Source organism: Bacillus sp. PK6-16, assembly GCF_056530295.1.
Genome location: NZ_CP096511.1, coordinates 2,674,927 through 2,700,255, shown reverse-complemented (window position 1 = coordinate 2,700,255; position 25,329 = coordinate 2,674,927). Strand labels below are relative to the sequence as shown.

General features: G+C 32.2%; 26 protein-coding genes. 9 read left to right on the top strand and 17 right to left on the bottom strand.

Going from position 1 to position 25,329, the window contains the following annotated elements:
• The first annotated feature begins 47 nt into the window (after window positions 1-47).
• The gene (locus M1D66_RS13935; protein WP_000265477.1) at window positions 48-254 is read left to right on the top strand and encodes a hypothetical protein; all 207 of its coding nucleotides are present in this window, start codon (window positions 48-50) and stop codon (window positions 252-254) included.
• Between the two features lie 57 nt (window positions 255-311).
• Here the strand turns inward: M1D66_RS13935 and M1D66_RS13930 are convergent, their stop codons facing one another.
• The 4 genes from M1D66_RS13930 to M1D66_RS13915 form a co-directional block, all read right to left on the bottom strand.
• The gene (locus tag M1D66_RS13930; protein ID WP_001048941.1) at window positions 312-692 is read right to left on the bottom strand and encodes a nucleotide excision repair endonuclease; all 381 of its coding nucleotides are present in this window, start codon (window positions 690-692) and stop codon (window positions 312-314) included.
• A 77-nt stretch (window positions 693-769) separates the two neighbouring features.
• Window positions 770-1,333, bottom strand: coding sequence for a GNAT family N-acetyltransferase (locus M1D66_RS13925; RefSeq protein ID WP_000185957.1), 564 nt, complete (start codon window positions 1,331-1,333; stop codon window positions 770-772).
• 32 nt (window positions 1,334-1,365) lie between these two features.
• Window positions 1,366-1,938 carry a YybS family protein gene (locus tag M1D66_RS13920; RefSeq protein ID WP_078384551.1) on the bottom strand — a complete coding sequence of 191 codons (573 nt, stop codon included), beginning with the start codon at window positions 1,936-1,938 and terminating at the stop codon, window positions 1,366-1,368.
• A 182-nt stretch (window positions 1,939-2,120) separates the two neighbouring features.
• Window positions 2,121-3,551, bottom strand: a complete 1,431-nt coding sequence (locus tag M1D66_RS13915; protein ID WP_242554521.1) for a PQQ-dependent sugar dehydrogenase — start codon at window positions 3,549-3,551, stop codon at window positions 2,121-2,123.
• A 135-nt stretch (window positions 3,552-3,686) separates the two neighbouring features.
• On the opposite strand from M1D66_RS13915, the gene M1D66_RS13910 reads away from it, so the two are divergent.
• Both M1D66_RS13910 and M1D66_RS13905 read left to right on the top strand, forming a co-directional pair.
• A complete protein-coding gene (locus M1D66_RS13910; protein ID WP_242554520.1) occupies window positions 3,687-3,944 on the top strand; it encodes a hypothetical protein in 258 nt (85 codons plus the stop codon).
• A 91-nt stretch (window positions 3,945-4,035) separates the two neighbouring features.
• The gene (locus tag M1D66_RS13905) at window positions 4,036-4,215 is read left to right on the top strand and encodes a hypothetical protein (protein WP_242554519.1); all 180 of its coding nucleotides are present in this window, start codon (window positions 4,036-4,038) and stop codon (window positions 4,213-4,215) included.
• Window positions 4,216-4,404: 189 nt separating this feature from the next.
• Here the strand turns inward: M1D66_RS13905 and M1D66_RS13900 are convergent, their stop codons facing one another.
• From M1D66_RS13900 to M1D66_RS13885, 4 genes are all read right to left on the bottom strand, one after another.
• Complete coding sequence (locus M1D66_RS13900; protein WP_000026522.1) at window positions 4,405-5,064, bottom strand: protein kinase family protein; 660 nt, start codon at window positions 5,062-5,064, stop codon at window positions 4,405-4,407.
• Between the two features lie 378 nt (window positions 5,065-5,442).
• Window positions 5,443-5,883 carry an NUDIX hydrolase gene (locus M1D66_RS13895; protein WP_242554518.1) on the bottom strand — a complete coding sequence of 147 codons (441 nt, stop codon included), beginning with the start codon at window positions 5,881-5,883 and terminating at the stop codon, window positions 5,443-5,445.
• Window positions 5,884-6,099: 216 nt separating this feature from the next.
• The gene (locus M1D66_RS13890) at window positions 6,100-7,215 is read right to left on the bottom strand and encodes an NAD(P)/FAD-dependent oxidoreductase (RefSeq protein ID WP_086385710.1); all 1,116 of its coding nucleotides are present in this window, start codon (window positions 7,213-7,215) and stop codon (window positions 6,100-6,102) included.
• Between the two features lie 126 nt (window positions 7,216-7,341).
• On the bottom strand, window positions 7,342-7,995 hold the full coding sequence (locus M1D66_RS13885) for a YdeI/OmpD-associated family protein (RefSeq protein ID WP_086385711.1): 654 nt from the start codon (window positions 7,993-7,995) through the stop codon (window positions 7,342-7,344).
• 143 nt (window positions 7,996-8,138) lie between these two features.
• On the opposite strand from M1D66_RS13885, the gene M1D66_RS13880 reads away from it, so the two are divergent.
• Window positions 8,139-8,312: a hypothetical protein gene (locus M1D66_RS13880; protein ID WP_176265164.1), complete on the top strand. Its 174-nt coding sequence runs from the start codon at window positions 8,139-8,141 to the stop codon at window positions 8,310-8,312.
• A 20-nt stretch (window positions 8,313-8,332) separates the two neighbouring features.
• On the opposite strand, the gene M1D66_RS13875 is transcribed toward M1D66_RS13880, so the two are convergent.
• The 4 genes from M1D66_RS13875 to M1D66_RS13860 all read right to left on the bottom strand — a co-directional run bounded on the left by M1D66_RS13875 (window position 8,333) and on the right by M1D66_RS13860 (window position 11,080).
• On the bottom strand, window positions 8,333-9,100 hold the full coding sequence (locus M1D66_RS13875; protein WP_144596338.1) for an arylamine N-acetyltransferase family protein: 768 nt from the start codon (window positions 9,098-9,100) through the stop codon (window positions 8,333-8,335).
• A gap of 177 nt (window positions 9,101-9,277) precedes the next feature.
• Window positions 9,278-9,781 (bottom strand): MepB family protein, encoded by a 504-nt coding sequence (locus M1D66_RS13870; protein WP_140335790.1) that lies wholly within the window; start codon window positions 9,779-9,781, stop codon window positions 9,278-9,280.
• Window positions 9,782-9,889: 108 nt separating this feature from the next.
• Window positions 9,890-10,258, bottom strand: a complete 369-nt coding sequence (locus tag M1D66_RS13865) for a DUF4180 domain-containing protein (protein WP_086385714.1) — start codon at window positions 10,256-10,258, stop codon at window positions 9,890-9,892.
• Window positions 10,259-10,387: 129 nt separating this feature from the next.
• Entirely contained in the window at window positions 10,388-11,080 is a 693-nt protein-coding gene (locus M1D66_RS13860; RefSeq protein ID WP_242284656.1) for an HAD family hydrolase, read from the bottom strand.
• A gap of 265 nt (window positions 11,081-11,345) precedes the next feature.
• Between M1D66_RS13860 and M1D66_RS13855 the strand changes: the two genes are divergently transcribed.
• From M1D66_RS13855 to M1D66_RS13845, 3 genes are all read left to right on the top strand, one after another.
• The gene (locus M1D66_RS13855; protein ID WP_242554517.1) at window positions 11,346-11,882 is read left to right on the top strand and encodes a DinB family protein; all 537 of its coding nucleotides are present in this window, start codon (window positions 11,346-11,348) and stop codon (window positions 11,880-11,882) included.
• A gap of 201 nt (window positions 11,883-12,083) precedes the next feature.
• Window positions 12,084-12,266 (top strand): hypothetical protein, encoded by a 183-nt coding sequence (locus M1D66_RS13850; RefSeq protein WP_000273233.1) that lies wholly within the window; start codon window positions 12,084-12,086, stop codon window positions 12,264-12,266.
• Between the two features lie 695 nt (window positions 12,267-12,961).
• Complete coding sequence (locus M1D66_RS13845) at window positions 12,962-13,963, top strand: alpha/beta hydrolase (protein WP_000577699.1); 1,002 nt, start codon at window positions 12,962-12,964, stop codon at window positions 13,961-13,963.
• 317 nt (window positions 13,964-14,280) lie between these two features.
• Here the strand turns inward: M1D66_RS13845 and pulA are convergent, their stop codons facing one another.
• The 5 genes from pulA to M1D66_RS13820 all read right to left on the bottom strand — a co-directional run bounded on the left by pulA (window position 14,281) and on the right by M1D66_RS13820 (window position 22,950).
• Window positions 14,281-16,839, bottom strand: a complete 2,559-nt coding sequence (gene pulA / locus M1D66_RS13840) for a type I pullulanase (RefSeq protein WP_242554516.1) — start codon at window positions 16,837-16,839, stop codon at window positions 14,281-14,283.
• A 483-nt stretch (window positions 16,840-17,322) separates the two neighbouring features.
• Complete coding sequence (locus tag M1D66_RS13835; RefSeq protein WP_000791449.1) at window positions 17,323-19,026, bottom strand: M4 family metallopeptidase; 1,704 nt, start codon at window positions 19,024-19,026, stop codon at window positions 17,323-17,325.
• 333 nt (window positions 19,027-19,359) lie between these two features.
• Window positions 19,360-21,318, bottom strand: coding sequence for a bifunctional metallophosphatase/5'-nucleotidase (locus M1D66_RS13830; RefSeq protein WP_001171084.1), 1,959 nt, complete (start codon window positions 21,316-21,318; stop codon window positions 19,360-19,362).
• Between the two features lie 511 nt (window positions 21,319-21,829).
• Window positions 21,830-22,345 (bottom strand): DinB family protein, encoded by a 516-nt coding sequence (locus M1D66_RS13825; RefSeq protein WP_000358015.1) that lies wholly within the window; start codon window positions 22,343-22,345, stop codon window positions 21,830-21,832.
• An 83-nt stretch (window positions 22,346-22,428) separates the two neighbouring features.
• Complete coding sequence (locus tag M1D66_RS13820) at window positions 22,429-22,950, bottom strand: AraC family transcriptional regulator (protein ID WP_242554515.1); 522 nt, start codon at window positions 22,948-22,950, stop codon at window positions 22,429-22,431.
• A gap of 223 nt (window positions 22,951-23,173) precedes the next feature.
• Here M1D66_RS13820 and M1D66_RS13815 point away from each other — a divergent pair, with 223 nt between their 5' ends.
• Both M1D66_RS13815 and secY read left to right on the top strand, forming a co-directional pair.
• Entirely contained in the window at window positions 23,174-23,641 is a 468-nt protein-coding gene (locus tag M1D66_RS13815; protein ID WP_242554514.1) for a VOC family protein, read from the top strand.
• 354 nt (window positions 23,642-23,995) lie between these two features.
• The gene (gene secY / locus M1D66_RS13810) at window positions 23,996-25,300 is read left to right on the top strand and encodes a preprotein translocase subunit SecY (protein WP_000490135.1); all 1,305 of its coding nucleotides are present in this window, start codon (window positions 23,996-23,998) and stop codon (window positions 25,298-25,300) included.
• Window positions 25,301-25,329: the final 29 nt, after the last annotated feature.

Here is a 25,329-nt window from a genome sequence, read left to right as displayed (position 1 = left end):
CTTTTCATTTATGGATATATATGTAAAGAGGGTTAAGGAGGGTTATTATGTGGAAGCACACAAAATTCGGTAATGTATTACTTTGGGTGGGCCCTATCCTTGTATTTTTAGGACTATGTATGACAAATGTTATTTCAGATATTCCTTTCTTTGAGGGAAAACATAAAACGGTTGGTATTGTACTTATATTTATAGGTGTAATCTGTTTTGTTGCTGCTAATCATTTGAAAAAAGGAGAAAGATATGAAGAATAAATCTAAATAAAAAACAATCCTGGCATATTAGCTAGGATTGTTTTTTATTAATGTTGATTATTTGTAGAATACTTTATCAACGTTATATTTCGCTTTGTATTCATTAATGATATATGTTTCGTAAATTTCTCTTTCTGTTGGATCTTCTACGATACATGCATCAATGCGGTATACTTCATCACGGTGATTTTTAATTGGTGAAACATTATCTTCAAAATGCTTCTTAATACGTTGTCTAATTTTACGAGCTTTACCTACGAAAAGAAGTTCGTCATTAATATTGTAAAACATAAAAATGCCGCCTTTATCTCTAGGGAACAAGTGGAAATCGATAAATCCATTAATTGGAGTAATGATTGGCTCGTCTCCTTTAATAACTTGTTTACGTTCAGTAATTGAAACATCAGCTTCAGGAATATTAATTTTAATCAAGTTCATTCACGTCCTCTTTTATTATAAAGATAAATAATAGCATAAATAAGTAAGAAAAGCTATGTTCAGAGGCATATTTCATTTTATAATTCAAATATTATAGGTGTATCATGTAAACTTTTCTTCCAAATCATATGATCACTGGATTCTCCCCAGTAATCTTTCAATACATAGCTAGGTTTTCCAAACTTTTTTATCCATATACTTTGCGCATTTTTATATCCACTATCTAAACAATATTCTGTTATCCCTCTGCTAAGTAATGTAAGAAACATTGTATGTAGTAATAAACTCCCTATTCCCTTTCTCTGATACTCCGGAAGTATGAATACAGTTCCTATTTCATACAAATTTTTAAGTACACCACCTGTACAACTATTAATCAATGTACTTGCTGGACCGATTTCGATTGTTCCAATGATTTTATCGTTACTTGTATCAATTGCTAATAAAAAGTAACGACTTTCTCCGTTACTATCAAAATCACTTTTCAAATACTGCTTTTTTGAGTTAATTTCATTTTCTATGTCATCTAATAATTGTGACAATCCTTCATTTTTGTATGTATTCGTAATAACGATACGGAAAAATAAATATAGTTCATCTATATCATTCAAATTCGGTCTTCTAACTGCAACGTTAGTCATGAATTCAATCTCCAATCCTCATTATGCCATTGTCAATACAACACTTTATATAATCTATTCATCATTATTCTGCAAAAACCTGCATAAATCCAACAGTATAGAAAGCTCATTATAAATATTGATAAAATAATTTTTATATCCATAGTTGTATGAACAGCAGGACCAAGTACCGGAAAACGGAAAACATCGAGAACGATCATAATACCAATAAGTAGACAAGTTGCTGAAAAGGAAACAATCCAAATTCTCCTCTTTAATTTTAAAAAAGATACTCCTAAGGCTAGACCTAATAAGCCTGTAGTAAAAGGAAAGACAATTAGTTCACTGGGCTCAATAATAAATAATAGAAAAATAGTAAGAATATAAGAAAGTATTCCCTCACGAATAGAATAGAAAATAGCAAAAAAAATCGGTAATGTCGAAAATGGACTAATGAGCAAACCTATACCAGGAACTAAGTTCCCAGCTGCTTGAAACATGGTGGCCAATGCACTCATCAAAGCTGTAAGTACTAACTTATTCGCAAGGGACAATTTTCTTTTATGAACAAAGCTCGTATCATGTTCTATCATCAGTTGATACCAATAACGTACAAACCAATTCATCAATATCTCCCCCTAAAGATGCCTCATTCATTACTTTCTATATTATTCATACACTAGTGGTTTATGAGCTGCTTTCTACTTGTTATGAATTACTATATAATAAAAGACTTTTAGGGGGATAAATTGTGCGTTTTGAAACAAAATAAATTCCTTGGATTATTAAACTACGAGTGTGTATCGTATCAGGGAATAATTTCAAAAATGGTACCTTTGTTAAAATCAGTTACTTTCATAGAACTGTAAACTCCTAAATATAATTTAGTTTGATCCGAATTTGTTCCTAAACTCATATAATAAGCTGGTTGCGTACCAAAATCATAATTGGTTTCAATAGCATGAAAGTCAGCGTGTTTACCGTCTGTACCTGCTCTAGTATAGGCTAAAACACCCTTAATTGGAGACTGAGATTTTCCTTTCTTGGCAAGGTCAGTAAAAACAACGCTACCTGTTAAATTTGGAATTGCATTTCCCATATATGGCTGAACTCCTGTAAGTGAAGTTCCTCCAAACTTATCTGTTCTAGAATCTTTATGAAAATAACTAAGTAGAGGCAGAATACGCTTCACTGAAGTTTGTATTGTTTCATCATAATAAACCATTGTTCTCTCATCCAAAGTCTGATTCTCAGAACAATGTCGTATAAAAGAAGTAGGTAAATCCCCTTCCCATCCTCGCCACCCAAAATTGATAACCCCATCTTGATTGGGAGTTAACCCCATAAAATGCATTTGAACAAGTTCTGTAACCGGTATAGGTTTATATTGAATAAATGAAAAAATAGACTCTACAATATCTTGTCCGACATTTCCGGCGTATTTGATATATTGATTATAAAACCTTTGAAATGAAATACCGGTTATATTACGAACACCTTTCGCAATTACTGTAAGTGTTTCTTGTATAGATAGAGGAAGTTCATTAAAGCGTGTAACGAATGGAGGATTATTTATGAATGTATTTTTACTTACATCGATTTCAATAATTTTACCTGCTATTTCTAAATCATCTTGGCTTAAATTAAATGGATCATAACCTGACCCGCCATCTCCATTTGTAAAAACAAGTTTTCCAGTCTCAGGTGAAAAGTTTAAACTATTGACTCCGTTATGATTAAAAAATGGTCTTCTTACATTCAGTAATGTTCGTCGCTTTTGAGCTTGACCATTAGATTGTAAAGTCCATTCTTCTACTGTATCAATGTGATCATATTGCGTATTTCTATTAACCCACTTTAAATTTAGCGTTTTAGGGTCACAAGGATTCGGTTTAAATTGCTCAGAAAATGCACCTGGCCCTTGAGTTCCAGCTACTGAATAATGAAGATAAAATAACCCATTTTGATAAAATTGTGGATGGAACGCAAGTCCAAGCAATCCTCGTTCATCATAACCGCTACTAGAAACACCTTCTTCAAATGTACCTAATTTAATAATTAGGTGACGAATATCTAAAAATGTCTTTATAACTCCGTCCCCTATGTAAAAAATCTCCCCTAATTGAGTTGCGATAAATAGTCTTTCGGTCGATTCACCTGGAAGGATTGTTGTTTTCAATACGGTTGGTAAATTTATATTATGAACAATGGGTCGTAAACTAACTTTAACTTTTGTCAATTAACTGTACACCCCTTTTTCTTCTTTTTATAGAAGAATATGATTAGAGTAGTTCTGTTAGTATCAAATAAGTCGTATTCCTTTTTATTACAATTTTGTATATAATATAATTATAAATAATCTGGGGGACGAACTATGATAATCGTACTACAAATCATCTTACCACTAATTTTCGCAGTCTATTTATTTACCCTCTATCGTAAAGGGACGTATGGATCAGCTTCATTCCTTTTCGCAGTCATGATAGGAATTTTCGGTTTAGAGAACATTTTTCAGCATGCTAGTCTAACAAATCATGCTATTTATCCATATTGGGGCAGTTTAAAGGCAGTTATTATTGTTTTATCAGTCGTATTTCTATTTAAAAAAGGTGGTTTAACAGGAAAATATTGATTTTTAATGCGTTACATATTTTCTTGTTAAATTGCTTTTATTTTATAAAAGAAGAAATATTTATGTAAAAACACGAAGGGGTGTGTTACATATGTCTATAAATATTATTTCAATAATCTCTATCATAATATGGATTGTGTTAATTACAAAACTTATAAAACCTTCAAAAGAACAGAATGGACGAAAAATAGTAATGTTATTAACTGCTGGTTGCGCATCAACATTTATTTTAACAGTTTCATTTATTCAAAATATCTCGTTTTGGAATTGATAGTGATATAACTAACAAAAATATGTATAAATAAAAAGATTAGGATTCACTCCTAATCTTTTTATTTTTTGAGGTAACACCACATGCCCAGCAAGCTAAGGTCTTGAAGTAGCCCCTAAACAAAATTTTAAATTTTTCTAAAGTTATTTATGTGAATTCAAATCGTTTTCAGGAACATATGTGGTCCTTTTATAATTTGAAGTTCTTTTTAAGCTTCTTATATTTTCTGTACGAACGTCTAACAATGTTTAACATAAAATACGGTATTTTAACGGGGAAAGGCAATTTATAAATGAAAGGAAAATAAAAGGTGAAATATGCCTTTTCTAGGTCTCTCCACTTACTATCTTCTTTTGTTTTTAAGAAATCAGATACATCGACTACATATCCCCTTCCTTTTTCCATCATCACATTTTTCCCGTGAACATCACAAGGAGTTAACCCTTGTTCCCTCGCATACTCTAAAGCCTCATTAATATCAAGTATTACTTGCTTAGGAATTTTAATCCCCTTATGAATAGCATCGTATAAGGTAATTTCTTTTAAACGTTTCAATACTATGAAATTTTCTCCTTTATATATAAGCTTTGAATAAGAAGGATGATCTCCAATTCTTCGGTATACTTCTGACTCTTTTTCAATTCCTTCTCCTTCTCGCACGTAAACTTTCACTACCCAATCTTTGTATTCTTTGTGCATGAATACTGCGGCATAATTACCTGTTCCTAAACACTTCCAAAGTCTAGGAATATCTTTAACTACTACAGGCTCGAATTCATCCTCACTTCTTATACTTACCTCTTTTAATAATTCGTCCTTTATCAATCCCACAAAACTATTTATACTCATCATTCCCACTCCGGTTTTGCTAAAAGGGGGCCCACCCACATTTTAACGAAAATATACACTAAGCGAATTTTAGCATAAAACGAGTCATCTTTCTTCTTAAAATAAAAAGCTAACTCGTTTTATTTAAACTGTTGAATACTTAATATTTATTCCGTTATTCATAGCCAAAAACCGTACGATATAAAAATATTTCTAATTATTTTCATTTTTTCAGAGTCAACTGTATAGGGCTTTTCTTAGTACAAGTTCTCTTAGTAAATTACCTATACAAAATCTATATTACTCTATTTTATAATCTAAAACATTGTTTAGAAGTGTAGCAAAGGTTTGTTAATGGTTCAATTCTTGTTCCACTACTATCTTTGTTAGCTAAAACTTTTATTGTTTTAATAGTCTTTTGTTTAATTCCCACAATGCTGTTTTGTTGCTATCCCATTTCAAAAACGTTACTGCTTCCTCAAAGCATAACCATTTATAATTGAAGTGTTCTTTAGATAATGATATGTTTTTTGTAGGGACTTTAACTCCAAAAGAAAATTCTTTTATTACATAAACCTCTTCTCCCAAAAGGAATCCTCCAACTACATCTTCTACTGATAGTGAAGACACAGAATCTAATTGTATATATGGACATTCTCTTGTAATACCAGCCTCTTCAAATGCTTCCCGTTTTGCTGATTCAATAGGAATCTCACCGTCTTCTCCGCCACCAGCTATTCCTTGCCAATAACCATAATCACTTCGGTTAAAAATGGCATATTGAATAGAATCGGCAGTTTTTATATAAGGAAATATCAATACTTGATATGACGCCCTCATTACTTAACCTCCTCTCGAAAATAAGTTTTAAATCAATATGAATAAAGAGCCGCCATCACAATTCTACATTATTAATGCAGGTTTATAATGTCGGCCCTCTATTTTTAAAAAATTTTATTTTTCATAAACAGGCTTACTCTTAACAGAGGAAAAACTGATTATTTCTTGTCGAATTTGTTTAGCATGGTTTTTCCTAAATGTTAGCAGTACCCTATATTATTCAATTGCGCCAGCAACATCATAATCATTTAAATCTAATTCAATCGTTTTTCCGAGCGCTAGTTTAGCAAGTTCCGCTCCTAGATATGGACCAGCTGTTAAACCCGAAGCCCCTAATCCATTCGCAACGAGAATTCCTTCAAAGTTAGGTAGCGGTCCGATAACAGGTAAGAATCCTGGTGTAAATGGTCTGAATCCAACTCTCGTTTCAAGCATTGTAGCATTTTCTAAGCCAGGCGCAACTGTTAATGCCTTATGGAATACTTCATGTAAACCACCTGCTGTTACACGATGATCAAAACCAGTATCATTCTCATGTGTTGCACCAATTACGACATGCCCATTGTCAAACGTTAAAATATATTGATCGTTCGGTGGCATAACAACTGGCATATTTTCTGTGGCTGTATTCTCGATTTGCAGATGAACAATTTGTCCTTTTTGGAATGTAACTAAGAAATTAATTCCTAATGGTTTCAAGATTTCATTCGCCCATGCGCCTGCAGTTACAATAACCTTTTCTGCTAAAATTGTTTCATCGTTTACTGTAACTCCCGTAATATGATTTCCTTCATGGACTAATATAGCATCGCCTTTTATGAAAGTTGCACCATGTTTTTTCGCAGCACTTATTAATGCATTGCGTAATAATCTCCCATTTACTCGTGCAGCACCACTAATATGAACAGAACTATATTCGTCTGATAATGCTGGGAATAATTTTTTTGTTTCTTCAGCTGATAAGCGAGTGATTTCACCAATCTCCGGGGCATCTTCACGTCGTTTATAAGCTCGCTCTTCCATTTGATCTAACTTTTTCTCGTCAGTATGTAAACTAATTGCACCTACACGATTATATCCTGTGTCAGTTTCACCGTCTTCTTCTAATTGCTGAATTAACGAAGAATAGTAACGTGCACCGCCTTTAACAATTTTATACCATGCTTTATTACGACGCTGTGATAACCATGGACATACAATTCCTGCTCCTGCATCAGTTGCTTGCCCTAATTGTTGGCGATCCACGATAGTAACATTCGCACCTGTCTTAGCAAGATGATAAGCAGTAGACGCTCCTAAAATTCCAGATCCAACTACAATATACGATTTCATTTCAAACACCTTTTCTCTTTTGCTAATTATATAAATATAAGAACATTCCTTAGTATAATGGAAGGAATGCTTTTTTCAATGTACTCATCACAATTAATTGTTGCAGCATTGTGACTTCCTTAATCATTATTTTTTCTTCTTACGGAATAATTCAATTGTTTTATAGCCTTGTGAAAGGATTTCTATCATTTTCTCTAGACGTTTTTCACGAGTTTTTTCTTGTTTCACAGAAAAAAGATTACGTGCCCAATCTTTTTGGTATCCAGGCGTTAAACTTTGATAAAACTTAAGTTCATTCGGATGATTAGCTAATAATGCTTCAACATCTTTAATTCGATCTGCATAATCGGCAACACATTGACTCATAGCAGATGTTTTTGTTGTTTTTTTCTTTTCACGTTTTAAACCAACAACAGTAAAGACTTCATCCATACTTACCATTCTTGCAAATTTAATATCGCTTTCTCCCACATAACCATCTTCTCCAACGTTTAATGCCGGAAACATCTCATCACGGTGAATAAACGTACTATAACGCGCATTACCTTTTTTCGGATATGCGAAGAATACGTAACCTTTTTCAATTAGTAATTCTTCATTACTAATAATAAAATTCGTTTGTTTCACCATTTCATCAAGCGTTTCTACAAATATAAAGATAGCATCGTGTCCTTTTGAGAATGCAGTCTCTTTACCTGTAAAAATGTCATAATCACTTGGTTCGTTAATAACGACCATATTTGTATACTTATTAAGTTTCAATTTATCAATAACTGACATAATAATCTTCCTTTACATTCAAAATTCATTGTACATACTTTTTCGTACTGTTCTAGTGTATTATATGTATTAAGAAAATCAAACTCTAAATCGTATTATTCTGCTGCAAAAGAACATAATTCTTTACTAGATGGGGTGGTTTTATGCCATATGTAATCCGAGATGAAGGGCTAGTTTTACAAGGGGATGATGGAAAAGAACCAATTTTTCATACATATGAAGAAGCTGAGGAAACATTAACTATACCACAGTTTCCAAAACATATTAGAAGAAAACCATTTACACCAAAAATAATAAAGATAGCCGCTTCTGAATAGGAACCGGCTATCTTTATTATTCATAACTTAATAGCAAATAAAGTATATAAAAACTCTTTATATTGATCTTCTGTAATTTCATGCTTAGTTTTTTCCCCATGAATAATTTCGGTTAAACTTGTATTCGTTAATGAAATATGGCCAGAGTTCGTCAACCTTACTGCAATTGGTCCTTTATTAAAAATAGACTTCTCATCTTCTATCACTCTTCTTTGAACATCATTTACTACTATCTCATCAATATTATGTTTATAAAAAGCATGACAAACTTTCCATTCTCCATCAGTATCTATTCTTTCTAAAACATAATTTCCTTTACTCGTATCTTTTCGTCTCACCCGGTACGAACCATTTTTTGAAGAAACAGACTTACCAGTAAAAGGTACAGGAACAAGAGGTACTAACGAAGCTATACCTACATCAATTAAATACTGTACATTATCATAAGTTAAAATAATTGTTATATGGCCATCCTCAAGTGCCCATGCATTTATATCGTTTTTATACACCGTACCTAATGCCAGTTGTACATCATAGCCACAGTCTTTTAAGAAATAGTAAAAAAGAGTATTTAATTCGTAGCAAAGTCCACCACGGGGACTAGTTAAAATTTTCTCTCGTAAGTTTTCCAGAGAGATTTGATTCGTATTTCGTGCTATAACATCTAAATTCTCAAATGGTATAGTATGCGCAAACGAAAAGAGTATGGTAGGTAATTCTTCAAACGTTACATCATTACGTTTTTTTAGATTTAATCTTGTGAAAAGCTGATCTTGTAAACTTGTCATATTTAGCACCCCTTAAAAATTTATAAGTTTAAATAATATATGCTGATTGTAAATTTTAAGGGGTACTGTAACAACGTACATTTCATTTAACTGTACCGGTACAAAAATTACGATTCACATAGGAGGCGTCATTACACATGTTTTTTGTAATCACTTCTTTTTGTGGCAAACCAAAAGCTACAAATATAAATTTAATAGTTTATCTATAGGCAAACTATTACTATCACTTAAATCAACAAAATATTGAAGTTGCCATGTTTGGCTCTTTTTAGCTTGATTACTAACAGTGGTATCCCAAACAGGATAAATTCTCATTGCCATTTTCCCTGTTTGACTTTGTGTTCTCAATATTTTTTCTTTAAGAAGAATCTCTTTAGGAAAAATAAATTGCCCTAGTTTATTATCAGCAATACAAGTGATTACTAATAAATCAGGAGCAGCTTCATAAGAGAAAGCCCTATTTCGCATATTTTCATCTTTCTCCCAAAAAGAAACGAATTGCCCAATTTTATTAGGTGTAACTTTTGATTTTCTAAAACGAATGGTTTTGTTATTTAAGTGGAATAAACATCCGGCATATTCTGCGTTTTGCTTTTCTTCTTTTAGATTCGTAATCATTAAGTTGTTAGGTTTGTAAACTATATTATTTAAATATTGGATTATGTTGTTAAAATTGTTCAAAAAAACTCCCCCTTTATTTATCTCTTAGTTTACCACAAACATCAGTTCTCCTATATCGTATATAATTATGAACTAAGTGAAATGGGGGAATTTAGCAGAATATAATTATTACTTTAATGTACTTAGTTTTTCAATTGCTTGTTGTTCAGTTGCTAAGTAAAAAATGTCATTCCCTTTATTACATTCATAAATAAAATCCTTTAAGCTTTTACTAGTATACATAGAGAAATCTCCAACAATAGCAATCTTTACCTTGTAGTTTATAAACTTTTGAAGGATATCGCCCGCAAGCCGTGTTTTTAGGTCAAAGAAATCTTCACTTATTAAAGATTTATGGATAATAATATGTTTCGCATCTACCTCATATTGAACTGTTGCCATAGTATCTAATGCAGACTGAACATCCGATATTAATACCTTATCGTTCCTAATGACCGCAATATTGATTCCATCGATTACTACTCTCTTTATTTCCATAGTCATCCCCCTTTATAATTTACTCAGTATGAGTAAGTAAGTATATATTTTTTATTACTAATACGGTCAATGAAATTAATGATAGTTTCTCTTTTTTATATTATTTAATATATATATGCGGAATTACTTTTACTTGTTATAAAAATATTGTGGAGTAACATAGCTTAACAAATTATCCAAAGTGTTAATCTCGGCATATGGTTGTATTTTGGTAGTATTATTGATTTTCTGAGGGTTAAACCACACCCCTTTTATATTTACATTTTGAGGACCAGCAATATCCTTTTCTAAGTCATCCCCAACAAATAAAGTATGTTCCGGTTGTAAATTTAGCTTATTTAATGCTAGTTCGAATATACGTTTATCAGGTTTACTAAATCCTACTTCTTCAGAAATAATGATTGTTTCAAAATACCTATTTAAATTCGTGTTAAATATTTTAGCTTTTTGCCTCTGAGTTGAGCCATTTGTTATAATTCCAACTTTACAGTGCTTCTTTATTTGATTTAAGAAATGAATAGTATTTTTGTCTATTGAAAAACATCTAGGGAAATTATTATTCCAAAAATCTTGGATGTAATTGCGTGGCAATCTATACCTTGGCGTGAATTCATCAAACAATGATTCTAAAACTGTCGTTTTATTACTTATGCCATATTCTCTTTTATCGTATTCTTTGAATTTCTGTAACATGTTGCTTTTAGCCGTACCATCTACATTTTCATAACACTTTTCTAAAACAATTAAAAATAATGCCTCTACTGCTTTATCCCTATCAAGTAATGTATCATCTAAATCAAACAGCATCGCTTTATAACCCATCAAATCATTTCACAACCTTTCTATATTTCCTAGTAATCATCAAAAGTAATCAAAAAAAACAATTCATATCAAAGAACTCGTAATAGAACGATATTCTAAGAGTTAAATCAAAAATCCTTCTTCTGTTTGTTAATTGATGTGAAAGTACACGATTTCAACTAAGGTAGTAGGTGAATTTTTTAATTGTAATTTCTAATTTTCAGATTAATTTGAAGGTATTTTGTGATAAGCTGTACTTAAAGATTAAATATAAAGGATGATTCATATGCAAATAAGACCAAAGGTAAGTGAATATAACTCCTATTATGCAACGTATACCAACTTGGTATCAGACGGAAATATCATACATATTCTAGAACAACAAATGAAGGAAACAAATCTTTTATTAAAGGGAATTTCTGATAGTGAGGGACTTTTTCGATACGCTCCTACTAAATGGAGTATAAAAGAAGTAATCGGCCATATTGCAGATACAGAACGTATTATGGCATATCGCTTGTTATCTATTGCTCGAGGCGAGACAGCGGAACTTCCAGGCTATAACGATGATATGTATGTTCTTAAAGCTGCTTTTGATAAGCAATCTATGCAAGATCTTCTTGAGAATTTAATAGTGGTTCGCCAATCTACCCTGTATTTACTTAGAAGCTTAGGTAAAGAAGCTTGGTCACAAAGAGGAAATGCGAATAATTCTGAAGTTACAGTTCGTGCATTAGCATACATCATTGCTGGTCATGAGCTTCATCATCTTCAAATTATAAAAGAGCGTTACCTTGGTTCTGATTTATATTCAGCAACTTAATATTTGAAGAAAAAGAGTCCTATTTATGTAGGGCTCTTTTTCAGTATTTATAACGGATTAGCGCTTAGAACCATGGCAATTAAATGCATTTATTTATAAAATTCACCACATAATATTTATGCTATCTCCTCTTATTCTGTACATAATTTTCTTTAGGCTGATATACCATAAACACAATAGTTCTGGAAAGGTGATGATATTATGTATGAACAACAAAATAATAGAGATAGAGATCAAAAAATGATGTTTTCTATGCAAGGAGTTCCCACAAATAAAATTAATATGCATCAATTACCTAAATGGATTAGAATTTTTGGCTATTGTGCGTTTGGTTGGATGATAGTATTTAGTTTAATTATGATTGTAGGTTTAATTCTGCAATAACTATACAGAGTAGGTAAACGGGACGATATTTAGGTCATACATCTAGGTAATGTCCCGTTTTTTATGTGTGATTATCCCATGATATAAGTAACCGATTATAATAAAAAGAACCTGTAGAATATCTTACAAGTTTTTTTCAAATATTATTAAAACGGGAACAACAAACTATTTTAACATTCAGTACAGGGAGACCATTTTGATTATGGCTTGATTTTATGATAAATCAAATTTCACCTGTTCAAGAAAAGCTAGAAAACAAATTCAAAAACGCAGTCGTTGTTGAATATTGGTAAGAAGTTAGTCAATTTAAGGAACTTATAGAAAAAAGAGAGGTTAAGATTGATTTAATGTATGTAACATAAAAAATATATTTATTATATAATTTCCACACAATAAATATAGAGAACCTATTTGTGAATATCTATATGGGAATTTAAGTTGTTCCTCATAGAAATTACATCTTTTAATACGAAAAGAAGCAAGTTAGCATTCTTTTATATGGATAAGAATATTAACTTGCTTCTTAAATTTTAGTATAAATTATTTATTGTAAGCTTTATAATATAATATGCAAATTTATCACCTGTTTTTATAATTCAAGCACCTACTATTAGGAAAAGAGAATATTTCCTAATTAATTTAAAACATAAATTTTGTCTATGTTTTAAACAATATGTACTTTGGAGGAGGTTAATTTGATTTTTTCAAAACTCATTGATCGGTACGCCTTATATGATTTACACAAAAAAAGAAGTGTAGCGTTTCAGTTTACTTCCCTTTCTAACACTTCATTAAATATAAAGGACATAGAATCTTTTTATAAAGTAAAATCATCACATATTCATTTTGACATTAAGCATTCAAAGCAGGAAAATGAATACATGCTTGGACAATTCAACTATAAAAGCTCGGTTCAATCCGGTGATTCACGCAACGACTCTGTAACTGGGGAATTATTCTTACATGAAAATGAAAATGCACCTCATGTTATCTTTGTTCACGGTTGGAGAATGGATTCTAACGAACGTGTGAAAAAAATATTCCACAATCATATGACCACCCTGAAGTGGAATATGTATTATTTCACTCTACCCTATCATTTTGAAAGAAAACCCGATCAATCCCTATTCAGTGGAGAGTATATGGTAAGTGCAAATATTGAACGAACAGTACAAGCAACTAGACAAGCGGTAGCTGATTTACGAGCTTTGATTAAATGGATTAAAGCAAATAAAAATGGTCCCCTGATTCTAATAGGGATTAGTTTAGGCGGATTTATTACTAACTTAACCTCTCTTGTTGAAGAAGAAATTGATGTGTTAGCATCCATTTTCTATGCAAATCGACTTTCTTATTCTATTTGGAATACAATTCCGGGTAAATTTATTAGAGAAGACTTGGAACATCATGGTGTTACGTATGATGATTTAATAGATTATTGGAAAATCACTGAACCGAGTCAAGCATTGTCAAAAGTAAAAAAAGAAAATATTTTATTAATTTCAGGTAAGCATGATCTATATGTGCATTCTGAGGATACAGACTACTTGTGGGAATCTTGGGAAAGACCTACACGATATATTTATACGTGTGGGCATGCCGGGATAGTTCTTAAACGTAAAAAAATTGCCGCTGATACTATTAATTTTATTCAACATCGATTAAACTCCCCGCACTTATCTAATGTCGTGCCTTAAATCGCGAGATTACTAAGCACATAATCTTATACTTGTAATGTTTCATTTTAACCAATTACATATATAAATCATCGTCATGCTAATCCATACCCAATAAAAAATGAAAGATCTCCTAATGAAACATTAAAAAGGGAAGAACCTTGATGAGTTCTTCTCTTTTTGTGTGTTCTTTATTGGATCTTAATTTAATTACAGTATGTGAAATTATGCTATATTAATTTTAAAAGCGAAGTAAAGGTTGTTTTTACTTCGCTTTTTTCATTTGCAATCCTTATTAACTTTGCTCAATGCAGTATTTATTTCCACACTCTTTGCTTTTATTTAATTGGTTTTTCTGATTTTAAAACAATGGAACTTAATGCAGGAACTTTAATTTTATTGTCATGGACAACATAAAGTGGTTTACTTCCCGCCTGCTTGCCATCTACTAGTACTTTCCAAGGCCCTTTTGATGGAAGTGTTATTTCAACAGCTTCTCTATTTGCATTGTGAGCCAATGTAAAGTATTCATGTTTATTCCCCTCTATTATATAAGCTACAGTATTTTTTGGAGCATCAATAAATGATACGTGTGTTTTTATTTGCTCTGCAGATGTCATTCGAAAAGCTGAGTACTTTTTGCGTAATTCTATTAAACCCTTCATATAATCTACTTCATTATTAAACGTTGCACGGCGCAGCCAATCCATCTGGTTAATTGAGTCTGGAGATTTGTAACTATTATGATCACCGTATTTCGTCCGCATAAACTCTTGCCCTGCATGTAAAAATGGAATTCCTTGTGATGTTAATAAAATCGAAGAAGACAATTTGTGCATTTGTGTTCGCACTTCATCGCTGTCACCTAGATTAGTTAACTCAAGTTTATCCCATAATGTATGATTGTCATGTGCTTCCACATAAGTTAGCACCTGCTCTGGATCTTGATAGGTAGACGAATTTGTATCGTAGTCAATACCTGCCGTAATACCTTTTTTAATACGATCTTCCATGTTTTCCTTTCCATTTATAAAACCATTTTCTTTTTCCTCAAATACACTACCTTTTAACCCATCACGTATATTATCGTTAAAATGAGCAATCCCTTTCATTTTCTCTGCATTTTTTTGATTTGCTTTTAGCTCAGCTGCAAGAGGTGTATTTAAATCCCATCCTTCTCCGTGTAGTATAATAGAAGGGTCAATTTGATTAACAGCTTTACGTATTTCATTCATCGTTTCATAATCATGAATACCCATTAAATCAAAACGGAATCCATCTAAATTGTATTCTTTTGCCCAATATGTGACGGAATCTATCATAAATTTCCTCATCATTTTTCTTTCTGAAGCAGTATCATTTCCTACTCCAGTTCCATTTGCAAATGTTCCATCTTCATTGTAACGATAATAATAACCTGGAACTAACTTATGGAAATTAGATTCAGCAGCGTTATACATATGGTTATATACTACATCCATCACCACTCGAAGATTATTATCATGTAGTGTTTGAACCATTTGCTTTAATTCAGTTATTCGCACAGTCGGCTCATAAGGATTTGTAGAATAAGAGCCTTCTGGAACATTGAAATTTTTAGGATCATATCCCCAGTTATATTGCGGTTCATTTAAAGTCTCTTCATTTACAGAAGCATAATCAAATATCGGTAAAAACTGAACGTGAGTAACACCAAGATCCTTTATATGATCAAGTCCTGTTTTTACACCTTCTGGCCCTTTTGTTCCTTTTTCTGTTACACCTAAATACTTCCCTTTCTGTTTAATACCACTTTCAGGTTGAATGGAAAGGTCGCGTACATGTAACTCATAAATAATAGCATCTTCCGGATTTTTTAATTTTGGCTTTTTGTTTGCCTTCCATTTTTTCGGATTTGTTTCTTCTAAATTAACGACTGCACCTTTATCCCCATTTACAGAAGCAGCACGCACATATGGATCAACCGCTTCAGTCCACTTATCACCAATTTTGACCTTATACGTATAAAAGAGCCCTTTTTGGTTCCCCTTTAGTTCTGCTGTCCAAGTTCCCTTTTCACCTTGTTGCATGTTTATTTCAGCACCTATTTTATCGTTCCAGTTTTTATATGTAACTAACTTCGCTTCGCTTGCAGTAGGAGCCCATAAACGAAACTTTGTATGTTGCGGAGTATATGTATTTCCTAAATCGTTACCACCATAATAAAATAAATTATCAAATTCTTCGCTACGAATGACTTTACCAATTTCAGTATTCGTATCAGCTAAGTTTTCTATTTTAACTTTGTATGTTTGTTTTAAATCAATTTTCTGTTCCGTAATTATTTTGACCTTATTAGTAATATCTCCACTGTTTATATCATAAGGAGTAATATTCTTAATTTTAATGCCTTCAATTTCAATTTTCTTTTCCTTAATATGAAACGGGACATTAGTCGTTACAGTAATTTCATGGAAACTATCAATAGTTGCCTTTTGAATTGAGAGATCCGATGATGGCTTAGAATTATATACTTTTTCATCCCCCGAAAGAATCCATACTTCAGCACGACCGTCCTTTATATTTTCAATCCAACGATCCCCACCATCTTTTTCCCATTCATTTGTTCGAACTATAAATCCTACACGATTATAGTCACCGTCTATTTTTATCTTAGTGTATTTTCCAAATTCATCTTCACCAGTAAATTCATAAGATGTACCATTTGCATTTTCTCCCCATAACCAAAGATTCCAGTCTTTTGTATTTCCAAGCTTTTCTTTGTAATGAATGATAATTTCAGTTGTTTTCGAATTTGAAACTGCCTTCACACTCTGAAAGGAGAAAACAGATGATAACATAACGATTAAAGTAAGTAATAAAACTGTTTTGTTAATTAATCTTTTTATAATTTGCACCACATACACCCTTTCTTCAAATATTACTAACGATTTATTATGCTTTCACTACATAACACTGCTTAAATTAATCTAGAAATCTCTTTTACTTCACCTCCGTATTGGCTATTTTCACGTATGTATTTCAATGACCTTTTAATACGAAAACGTTTGCATTAGTACTTAAAAAAATAGATTTGTTTATGCCTTCATATATTTGTAAATACTAAAAGATCAGGGAAAACATTTTAAAGCAATCGTTTGTTATCGCTTTCATTTTATAGACTTTCTATCAAGAGGTCAATATATTATTAATTTTCTGTTTTTATATATTTTAAACCTTATTTATTTGTCACAACTTCTTACAGGTAAAGTGCCTCATTATTGCTTAGTCAGTTTATTTTCAATAATACATTGCTACGTAAAAAACAGCTAATATCCTTAAAATGACATTAGCTGTTTTTCATAATGTATTAATATATGAATGATAACTATATTTCTAAATTACTTAATTTTTGCTGCATCAAATGCTTTTTGAACTGCTTGAACTTCAGCTGTATTCGCACCATATTTATTAGTTGCCACTCGAATACATGCTGATCTCAATTCTTTGAAATTAGAAGTCATGTTTAACTCATCTGTATTTGCATAATAGAAAATATCAAACATTTTATCTTCACCAATTCCTTTAACAGTTACTCCGTTATGAGTTCCGCCTTTTGCAATCAGATACGCAACTTTATTAATAATACTTGAATTAAAATGAACACCGCCCTGATCCCATCCATTAAAATCGTTAAATTCACTGTAATCATCTGGATAAGGCACTCCAAGTGAAGATGGCACAGAAGCTGGGTTTTCCATATCACGGAAAACAGATCCCGTTTGTTCTCCCATTGTCCAGTTAAAGTTTCCATTATTTACGTATTTCTCAATAGATGTTCCCATAATATCAGATAGCGCCTCATTAATCGCACCGGATTCCCCGTAATATTCAAGATTAGATTCGCTAGAAGTAACAGCATGTGTAAATTCATGTCCAGCTACGTCATATGCTTTAACAATAGGATCACCATATACAAGCATACTTCCATTATTAGCACTTAATGCATTCTGCCAATTTTTCGGATCATTCGTCTCTTCAGAATCCCAAGCGTGTACAACTGAAACTACCTTTTGTCCCTTATTATCAAAGCTATTACGCTTGTATTTATCTTTATAAAAATCAAATACTTTTGTTGCTAAGTAATGAGCACTTACTGCTTTTGGATCGTTAAATGTTGCCGAAGTACTTGTCGCTAATGTACCAGGATAATAGCTTTCTTCTTTAGTAATATCTCTGTAATTCACATCATATGTTTCAATGCCTTGCCCTCTTGTATAATCAGCAAGAGCATATTTGCCATTACTTTGTTTAGAGATACCAAATGAACGAGAAATACCTAAATCATCTTTTCCTGTTCCGGTTAATGATGTAAGACTGCTTTGTTTACTTTTCTTTAAGGCTCCAACTAGTTTTTCACTTGCTTTTAAGTTAGATTCTTTTACCATATTTTTTAACATATCACCATTTTGTGCATTTACTAAATAAGTACCAGAAACATAGTTTGGTGTTGCAGCTTCAAAGGTAACTTGGTATGCATTGCTAGCTTGTCCATTATTTTCATCAACAAAAATAACCTCTTTAACTTCTGGCTCAGAAATAAACTTGATATTGTTCCCGTATTTCGTATAAATATATTGTTTTGCTTCATCTTTTGATAGATTAATAGTTTTTTTCAATTCTTCTTGTTTTAAATTTTGCGCGCTATCGCCTGAAACACTTTTAATAACACCCTTATTATCTACGTGTGCAGTTAATTGATGTCCATATACTTCTTTTCCTTCGTATGTTTGCTGCATACGCACAAGTGTAGTTCCATCATACGAACCACGTTTTTGAAGGACTTTATAATCTACTCCTGCTTCTCCATTGACTTGTTTTTGGGACAGAGCTTGTTCTGTTTTCTCCTTAAGTGCATCCTTTACTACATTTTCTGGTGCCTTTTGTGACGGCTGTGTAAGTTCACCTGAACGGAACGATTCCTCCTGAATTTGAACTTGTAGTTGATCTGTTTCCTCTGCATGACCTACCCCATATGGTGCCACAGCTGTTAAAGCTAATCCTGTTGTTAATGCTACCTTAGTTAATGTCTTTTTGTTTTTCATTATTTCACCTCGTATAATTTTTGAAATAGAAAGCTTGTACAAAGTATACTGTCTATTAATGTCTAAAAAAAGAGAAAATACACAATTTATGTAACATTATGCAAAATTACATAAATTAAGGATGATGCTACAATTAAAGAACAACTCATATAAATGCATTAATTTCAATAAAAAAGAGCTCCCTAAGACGCTCATCCACTTGGTTAGTTATTAATTATCTATATTCATTCTAATAAAAGTATACTTACATCTAAATAACAACATAAAAACCCACTCTTAACTATTTTAAGAGTGGGTTTCATGCTATTAAAATAACAATTACTATAAGAAATTTTATAATTTATATTTTTTAGTAATCCTACTAAGTTTTTTGTAAAATTCACCTTTTGTCTTTACATGATTAAACTGATTTGGATTAATATTTGCTTTTTGTGAGAGTAATATAATCTCTTCTTTTGAAATTGAGTCTTTCGTATTTATAGATGCTATATTTGTGTATTTTCCGTCTTCTGTTTTTGGAATTTCTAAAATCCCTTTATTCACAAGATCAACTACCGCCTTATGCTCTGAAGAATGTAAATCTACACCAGTAATTTTCCAATTACGCATAACTTTTGGCGTGTATACACCGTTCTTTACCTCTTTTAAATATGTAATAGCAAGGTTACGAATGGTCCCACCTGTTTCTCCAAATGCATTCTCTTGTTTAGATGACCAAATTTGTTCAAACTTACGCCCCTCTAAAGCTCCTCCTTTTGCCTGAAGAGCCTCCATTCTATATGCATTCATTCCCAGCGTCATAGCATCGCTCATTTTGATTGGTTTGTTTGTACGAATAGAGCGTAAATTTGTAATTCTACTTCCATATGGTTTTGTTAAGTCAATTTCGTATTTTACGCCTCCAAAGAAATCGTTCGTACTGTATTTAGAGGCACGGCGGGTTTTATCAAAGCTAACGGTTACATCTCCGGCACGAGATGAGTTAAAATATCCTGCTGCCCATTCCATATAGTCTTTTAAATCTTTTCCAGAAATCTTATATACTGTAATTTCTCCCAAGGCATATTGGTAATTGTACGCAATATCTTTTTTCTTAATAGGACCTATATCTAAACGGGCATAATCATTATCAATTTGATGGGCTACTACATCTGCTTTACTGTAGTAGAGCATAACTTCATGAAAGAAATCTGATAAAGGTGTTTCTTGAATCTGAACACTTGGAATACCCTTTATTTCATTTTCAGGAACAAGATTTCTACCCTTTAATTGAGCGACTACAACATTTGCATCTCCTCTCGCATATTCGTGAAAAGGTGTTAATGTTTCTTCAAGTGTAGGATCAGATAATATCGTTGTTCCATCAGCATTTTTTACAGGTATAGCGGTAGCAGTTTTATTTTTTAAAGCCAATTTCCCATCTTGCTTTGTAAAAGTAAGGTCAATACGTGAAATATGTGTTCCATATTTATCTGGTTCTGTAATAATTACGCCATTTACAACTTCTTTTTTTACAAGTTTATGCATGTGAGCCGCAAAAATAGCGCTTAGTTCCGGACAAGCATTTGCAATATCTTGAACACCAGTACCAGGGATACCATTCTCATTTTCTAATCCCATATGCATAACTCCTACCATTACATCTACTTTACCTTCTAATTCCTTAATTGCCTTTTTCGTCTCTTCTACCGGATTTTTCACCACTAAACCATCTAAGTGATCTGTCCCTTTTTCAAAATCACTAATCATTGGTGTATTCATACCAATAATCCCAACTTTAATTCCACCTTTTTCTACAATTGTATATGCAGGAAGAAAGCGCTCTCCATTTTCCTTATAAATATTTCCTGCTAACGTTTTTCCCTTATATTGCGCACTAACTTTTTTCAATGTATCTAATCCAAAGTTGAATTCATGATTTCCAAATGCCCAGGCGTCATATCCCATTGTATTCATCGCTACCATCATTGGCGATTGTGGCTTATCGTTGAATAATTCTACTGAGTTTCCTTGAATTGTATCCCCAGCATCTACTAATATGGTATTTGGATTTTCTTGACGGACCTTCTTTATAACCGTATAAAGCTGTGTCAAACTTCCACTCATATTTGCTCCATCAAGCGCATAATCCCAAGGCATAAATCTACCATGAATATCTGCAGTACCTAACAATGTGATATTAACTTCAGATTCCTCAGCCTTAGAGATAGATGGTTTGACTATTACTGCCGTTCCAAGCAGTAATAGAATTACAAAGTAACATACATAGTTCTTCCATTTCATTTTTTGCATAATAATAATATTTCTCCCCTTTTTGTACTTTCATAAAGTTGCTTGAACTTTAAAAATGTAACTTATTATTCAGGAAACTTCAACTACAAAAGATAATTTTGAAGGTGGTTCTGTTGCAAAAATAAAGAGAATAAATTACATACATCCTCTAACAGAATTGTATTTTATCATGTCCTGTCAGAATACCCCTTTCTTAAGAGTGTGAAGTGTACTTTCAAAATAAGGACATATCATTTATCATCATAAAAATCATCATTTCAATTTATTAAAACGGGCATATACAGTTACTGATTTATCTCCTTCTAAATAAAAACACTTTCAAAAAAATAACCCCGCTCTTCATTTAAGACGGGGGTTACACTTATACAGAAAATCGGATAGTTTCATATTTTCTTCAGCTTATTGGTTACTTTCAACTAATTTCATTCTATTTTTGGTTTCTTCTGAATCAATAAGAATCAACCGTTTTCCCTGTTTATAATACGTATCGATAATAAATAGGGAATAATTTTTACTTTTCAATTTCACAAAGCAATTTTATCTCTTTGATTTGTAACATATGACGCTGTTCATGCAAATAGATCAGTTCTATCCACTGATCAAGGGGCAATTCTCCAAGAGCTGGATGCATCACTGATTTTTTCTCTAATACAGACTCATCTTCTATTGTACTCAGGAAACGCATCAATTCTTTTCTTGATTTGCTTAGCATATTGAGCATTTGCTGCACTTCAAATGGTTCTATACTTGGTTCAATCATTTCTGGAGCTATAAACTTTTTCGTTCTATCTAATAAAATAGTGTGAATTTCTTTACGCTCATTTTGGGTACTATCTAACTTTTTTAATCCTGACGAAATAACTGTTATCACTTTCTCATCTAATAAAACTAAATGATGACAAACTTGTGCAATACTCCATTTATCCTTATCTGGTTTCCTATTAAATTGAGCATTACTCAACAAAGTAATTTCCTCAACTAATTGATTTCTCGTTTCATAAAACTTGTCATTTACAATTTTATCCATGTGGATTCTCCTTTCATTGCAGCCTACATACTTAAATTTCTACGCTAGAAATATTATCTTCGAAAAAAGATTTTCTTTCACTACTAGTCCAATTTCATTTTAAAACCACAAATGAAGTTATTTGTTTTATATATATTTTTAATTGGCACAAATAAATCAACCTTTAACTTTCCTTCTAGATCTTCAGCAACATTATTTAAGCAAAACTCTAAATTATCTCTATCATAATCTGCATCATACTCACTATTTGGTAGCCACTCTGCATACATGTATTGATACGCTTCACTTAATTTATGAGGTTCATCATAGAACTGGCATAGACCATATGTACCTCCATCTAATCTTTTAAATTGCACAGTATGATACTTTTCTTTATCAAAGTTTTCAGGAATCGTAATACATGCATCATGCCGGCACTTATGACTTGCAACAAGTTCAGGATTATCCAATGATATTCCGATAAATGATTGCTCTGGTGGATACAGTTTATTTTCAATTGACCAATTCAGTAACTTTCCCCAGTGATCTTGCGGTTCAAAGTAGCTACCAGTTCGTCTTATATACGCTACTTCTAATGGTGGTAATTTTTTTATAACAACTTTCATTTATATCTTCTCCCCTATAAATATGTACACTGTTTAATTAGCTTTCTTTAACATTTATTCCTTCTTAAATAAAAAGAATTCTCTAATCATATAAAGTGAAACTTTAATCAGCGGGAGATGAATTTGAATTGAAATATAATTGATTACTATTACTACTAAAGTAGTATGTACTTTCATACTTTTATTTGATTTTATATTCTTTTTAAAAGGTGGAGGATTTTAATTGATTAAAGGAATATACGAAGCGCGTTTACCAGTGAGTAATTTACAACAATCTATCGAATTTTATGAAAAACTAGGGTTGAAGTTAGCCTGGAGCGATGAAGCAACAGCATTCTTTTGGATTGAGGATGGGAAAAGTTGGCTAGGATTATGGGCGGGCTCTGAATACGAAACAAAATATCATCCTTCTTTGCGTCATATTGCATTTAGAGTTTCCTATGAGGATTTAAAAGAATCATTACATTGGTTACACTCACTTCAAATTAAAGCTGTTCCGTTTGGGAGTAATGAATCTATTGAACCCTTTGTCCGTCCACATCAAGGTAATGCATCTGTTTATTTTATTGATCCAGATGGTAATAGCTTAGAACTTATTTGTCATATTGTTGTACCTAACGCACTAAAACATATAAATAATAAATTATCCTTTAAAGATTGGGAGACACTATTAGCTGATACATTTGAATGAATATTAGTTATAAATCATAATGGCTCGCCTTTATTTTTATAACATGTATAACAATCCTGAATAATAATGTCCTATCAATTTATCATTAAATACATGTAAAAAATGACCCTATTTATTCATTTTTAATGCGTATGTATGTACATTTGTTAATTTATTCGATATATTATGGGTATTGAATGATTACGTGAAGTGTATAGGTCGCTTATATAACACCTTATATTTTTATATCCGTGAAAACTACAAAGTGTATGAAAATCCATTTGTCAAATGAATTTAGTGCGGAAGGAGGTTTGTGGTTACTTCATAGGGTATAATAATCAGTTTTTTACTGATAAAAATATAGGAGGCGACATAATGTTTCGTACGATTTCAAATTTCATGAGAGTAGCTGAGATAAGAAGGAAAATCCTTTTTACACTAGCGATGTTAATCGTTTTTCGAATTGGCACGTTTATTCCAGTTCCTCATACTAACGCAGAGGTATTAAAAGTACAAGATCAAGCTAACGTTCTAGGTATGTTAAACGTATTTGGCGGAGGAGCATTGCAACACTTCTCAATCTTTGCTGTAGGTATTACACCATATATTACAGCTTCCATCATAGTACAGTTACTACAAATGGATGTTATACCTAAATTTTCGGAATGGGCAAAGCAAGGAGAAATGGGCCGTAAGAAATCAGCTCAATTCACTCGATACTTTACAATCATTCTCGCATTCATACAGGCCATCGGAATGTCTTATGGCTTTAATAATATAGCAGGTGGACAATTAATAACAGATCAAAGCTGGACTACATACTTATTTATTGCGACAGTTTTAACTGCAGGTACTGCATTTTTACTTTGGTTAGGCGAACAAATTACCGCTAACGGAGTTGGTAATGGTATTTCGATGATTATCTTCGCAGGTCTTGTTGCTGCGATTCCAAATGTTGCAAATCAAATTTATTTACAACAATTCCAAAATGCTGGCGATCAGCTATTTATGCACATAATAAAAATTGTTTTAATTGGACTCGTAATTTTAGCGATAGTTGTTGGTGTTATTTACATTCAACAAGCTGTACGTAAAATACCGATCCAATATGCAAAAGCTGTTTCAGGAAACAATCAATATCAAGGAGCAAAAAACACTCATTTACCGCTTAAAGTAAATAGTGCTGGTGTTATACCAGTTATCTTTGCTTCTGCATTTTTAATGACGCCGCGTACAATTGCGCAGCTCTTCCCTGATTCAAGCGTATCAAAATGGTTAGTTGCAAATCTTGATTTCGCACATCCAATTGGAATGACACTTTATGTCGGTCTTATCGTTGCTTTCACATACTTCTACGCATTTATTCAAGTAAATCCTGAACAAATGGCTGAGAATTTGAAAAAGCAAAATGGATATGTTCCTGGTATTCGTCCTGGTAAAGCAACTGAACAATATGTAACTAAAATTCTATACCGTCTAACATTTATCGGTGCAATTTTCTTAGGTGCTATTTCTATATTACCGCTCGTATTCACGAAAATTGCTACGTTACCACCTTCTGCTCAAATTGGTGGTACAAGCTTACTTATCATTGTCGGTGTAGCACTAGAAACTATGAAGACGTTAGAAAGCCAGCTTGTAAAACGTCATTATAAAGGCTTTATTAAAAAAGTGAATTAATTATCAAAAACACAGTTGGTTATTTTTCC

Bases quoted from the DNA above. Each gene is read 5' to 3' on its own strand.
- M1D66_RS13935 (WP_000265477.1), top strand. From the start codon at position 48: ATGTGGAAGCACACAAAATTCGGTAATGTATTACTTTGGGTGGGCCCT.
- M1D66_RS13930 (WP_001048941.1), bottom strand. From the start codon at position 692: ATGAACTTGATTAAAATTAATATTCCTGAAGCTGATGTTTCAATTACT.
- M1D66_RS13925 (WP_000185957.1), bottom strand. From the start codon at position 1,333: ATGACTAACGTTGCAGTTAGAAGACCGAATTTGAATGATATAGATGAA.
- M1D66_RS13920 (WP_078384551.1), bottom strand. From the start codon at position 1,938: ATGAATTGGTTTGTACGTTATTGGTATCAACTGATGATAGAACATGAT.
- M1D66_RS13910 (WP_242554520.1), top strand. From the start codon at position 3,687: ATGATAATCGTACTACAAATCATCTTACCACTAATTTTCGCAGTCTAT.
- M1D66_RS13905 (WP_242554519.1), top strand. From the start codon at position 4,036: ATGTCTATAAATATTATTTCAATAATCTCTATCATAATATGGATTGTG.
- M1D66_RS13900 (WP_000026522.1), bottom strand. From the start codon at position 5,064: ATGAGTATAAATAGTTTTGTGGGATTGATAAAGGACGAATTATTAAAA.
- M1D66_RS13895 (WP_242554518.1), bottom strand. From the start codon at position 5,883: ATGAGGGCGTCATATCAAGTATTGATATTTCCTTATATAAAAACTGCC.
- M1D66_RS13890 (WP_086385710.1), bottom strand. From the start codon at position 7,215: ATGAAATCGTATATTGTAGTTGGATCTGGAATTTTAGGAGCGTCTACT.
- M1D66_RS13885 (WP_086385711.1), bottom strand. From the start codon at position 7,995: ATGTCAGTTATTGATAAATTGAAACTTAATAAGTATACAAATATGGTC.
- M1D66_RS13880 (WP_176265164.1), top strand. From the start codon at position 8,139: ATGCCATATGTAATCCGAGATGAAGGGCTAGTTTTACAAGGGGATGAT.
- M1D66_RS13875 (WP_144596338.1), bottom strand. From the start codon at position 9,100: ATGACAAGTTTACAAGATCAGCTTTTCACAAGATTAAATCTAAAAAAA.
- M1D66_RS13865 (WP_086385714.1), bottom strand. From the start codon at position 10,258: ATGGAAATAAAGAGAGTAGTAATCGATGGAATCAATATTGCGGTCATT.
- M1D66_RS13860 (WP_242284656.1), bottom strand. From the start codon at position 11,080: ATGGGTTATAAAGCGATGCTGTTTGATTTAGATGATACATTACTTGAT.
- M1D66_RS13855 (WP_242554517.1), top strand. From the start codon at position 11,346: ATGCAAATAAGACCAAAGGTAAGTGAATATAACTCCTATTATGCAACG.
- M1D66_RS13850 (WP_000273233.1), top strand. From the start codon at position 12,084: ATGTATGAACAACAAAATAATAGAGATAGAGATCAAAAAATGATGTTT.
- M1D66_RS13835 (WP_000791449.1), bottom strand. From the start codon at position 19,026: ATGAAAAACAAAAAGACATTAACTAAGGTAGCATTAACAACAGGATTA.
- M1D66_RS13830 (WP_001171084.1), bottom strand. From the start codon at position 21,318: ATGCAAAAAATGAAATGGAAGAACTATGTATGTTACTTTGTAATTCTA.
- M1D66_RS13825 (WP_000358015.1), bottom strand. From the start codon at position 22,345: ATGGATAAAATTGTAAATGACAAGTTTTATGAAACGAGAAATCAATTA.
- M1D66_RS13820 (WP_242554515.1), bottom strand. From the start codon at position 22,950: ATGAAAGTTGTTATAAAAAAATTACCACCATTAGAAGTAGCGTATATA.
- secY (WP_000490135.1), top strand. From the start codon at position 23,996: ATGTTTCGTACGATTTCAAATTTCATGAGAGTAGCTGAGATAAGAAGG.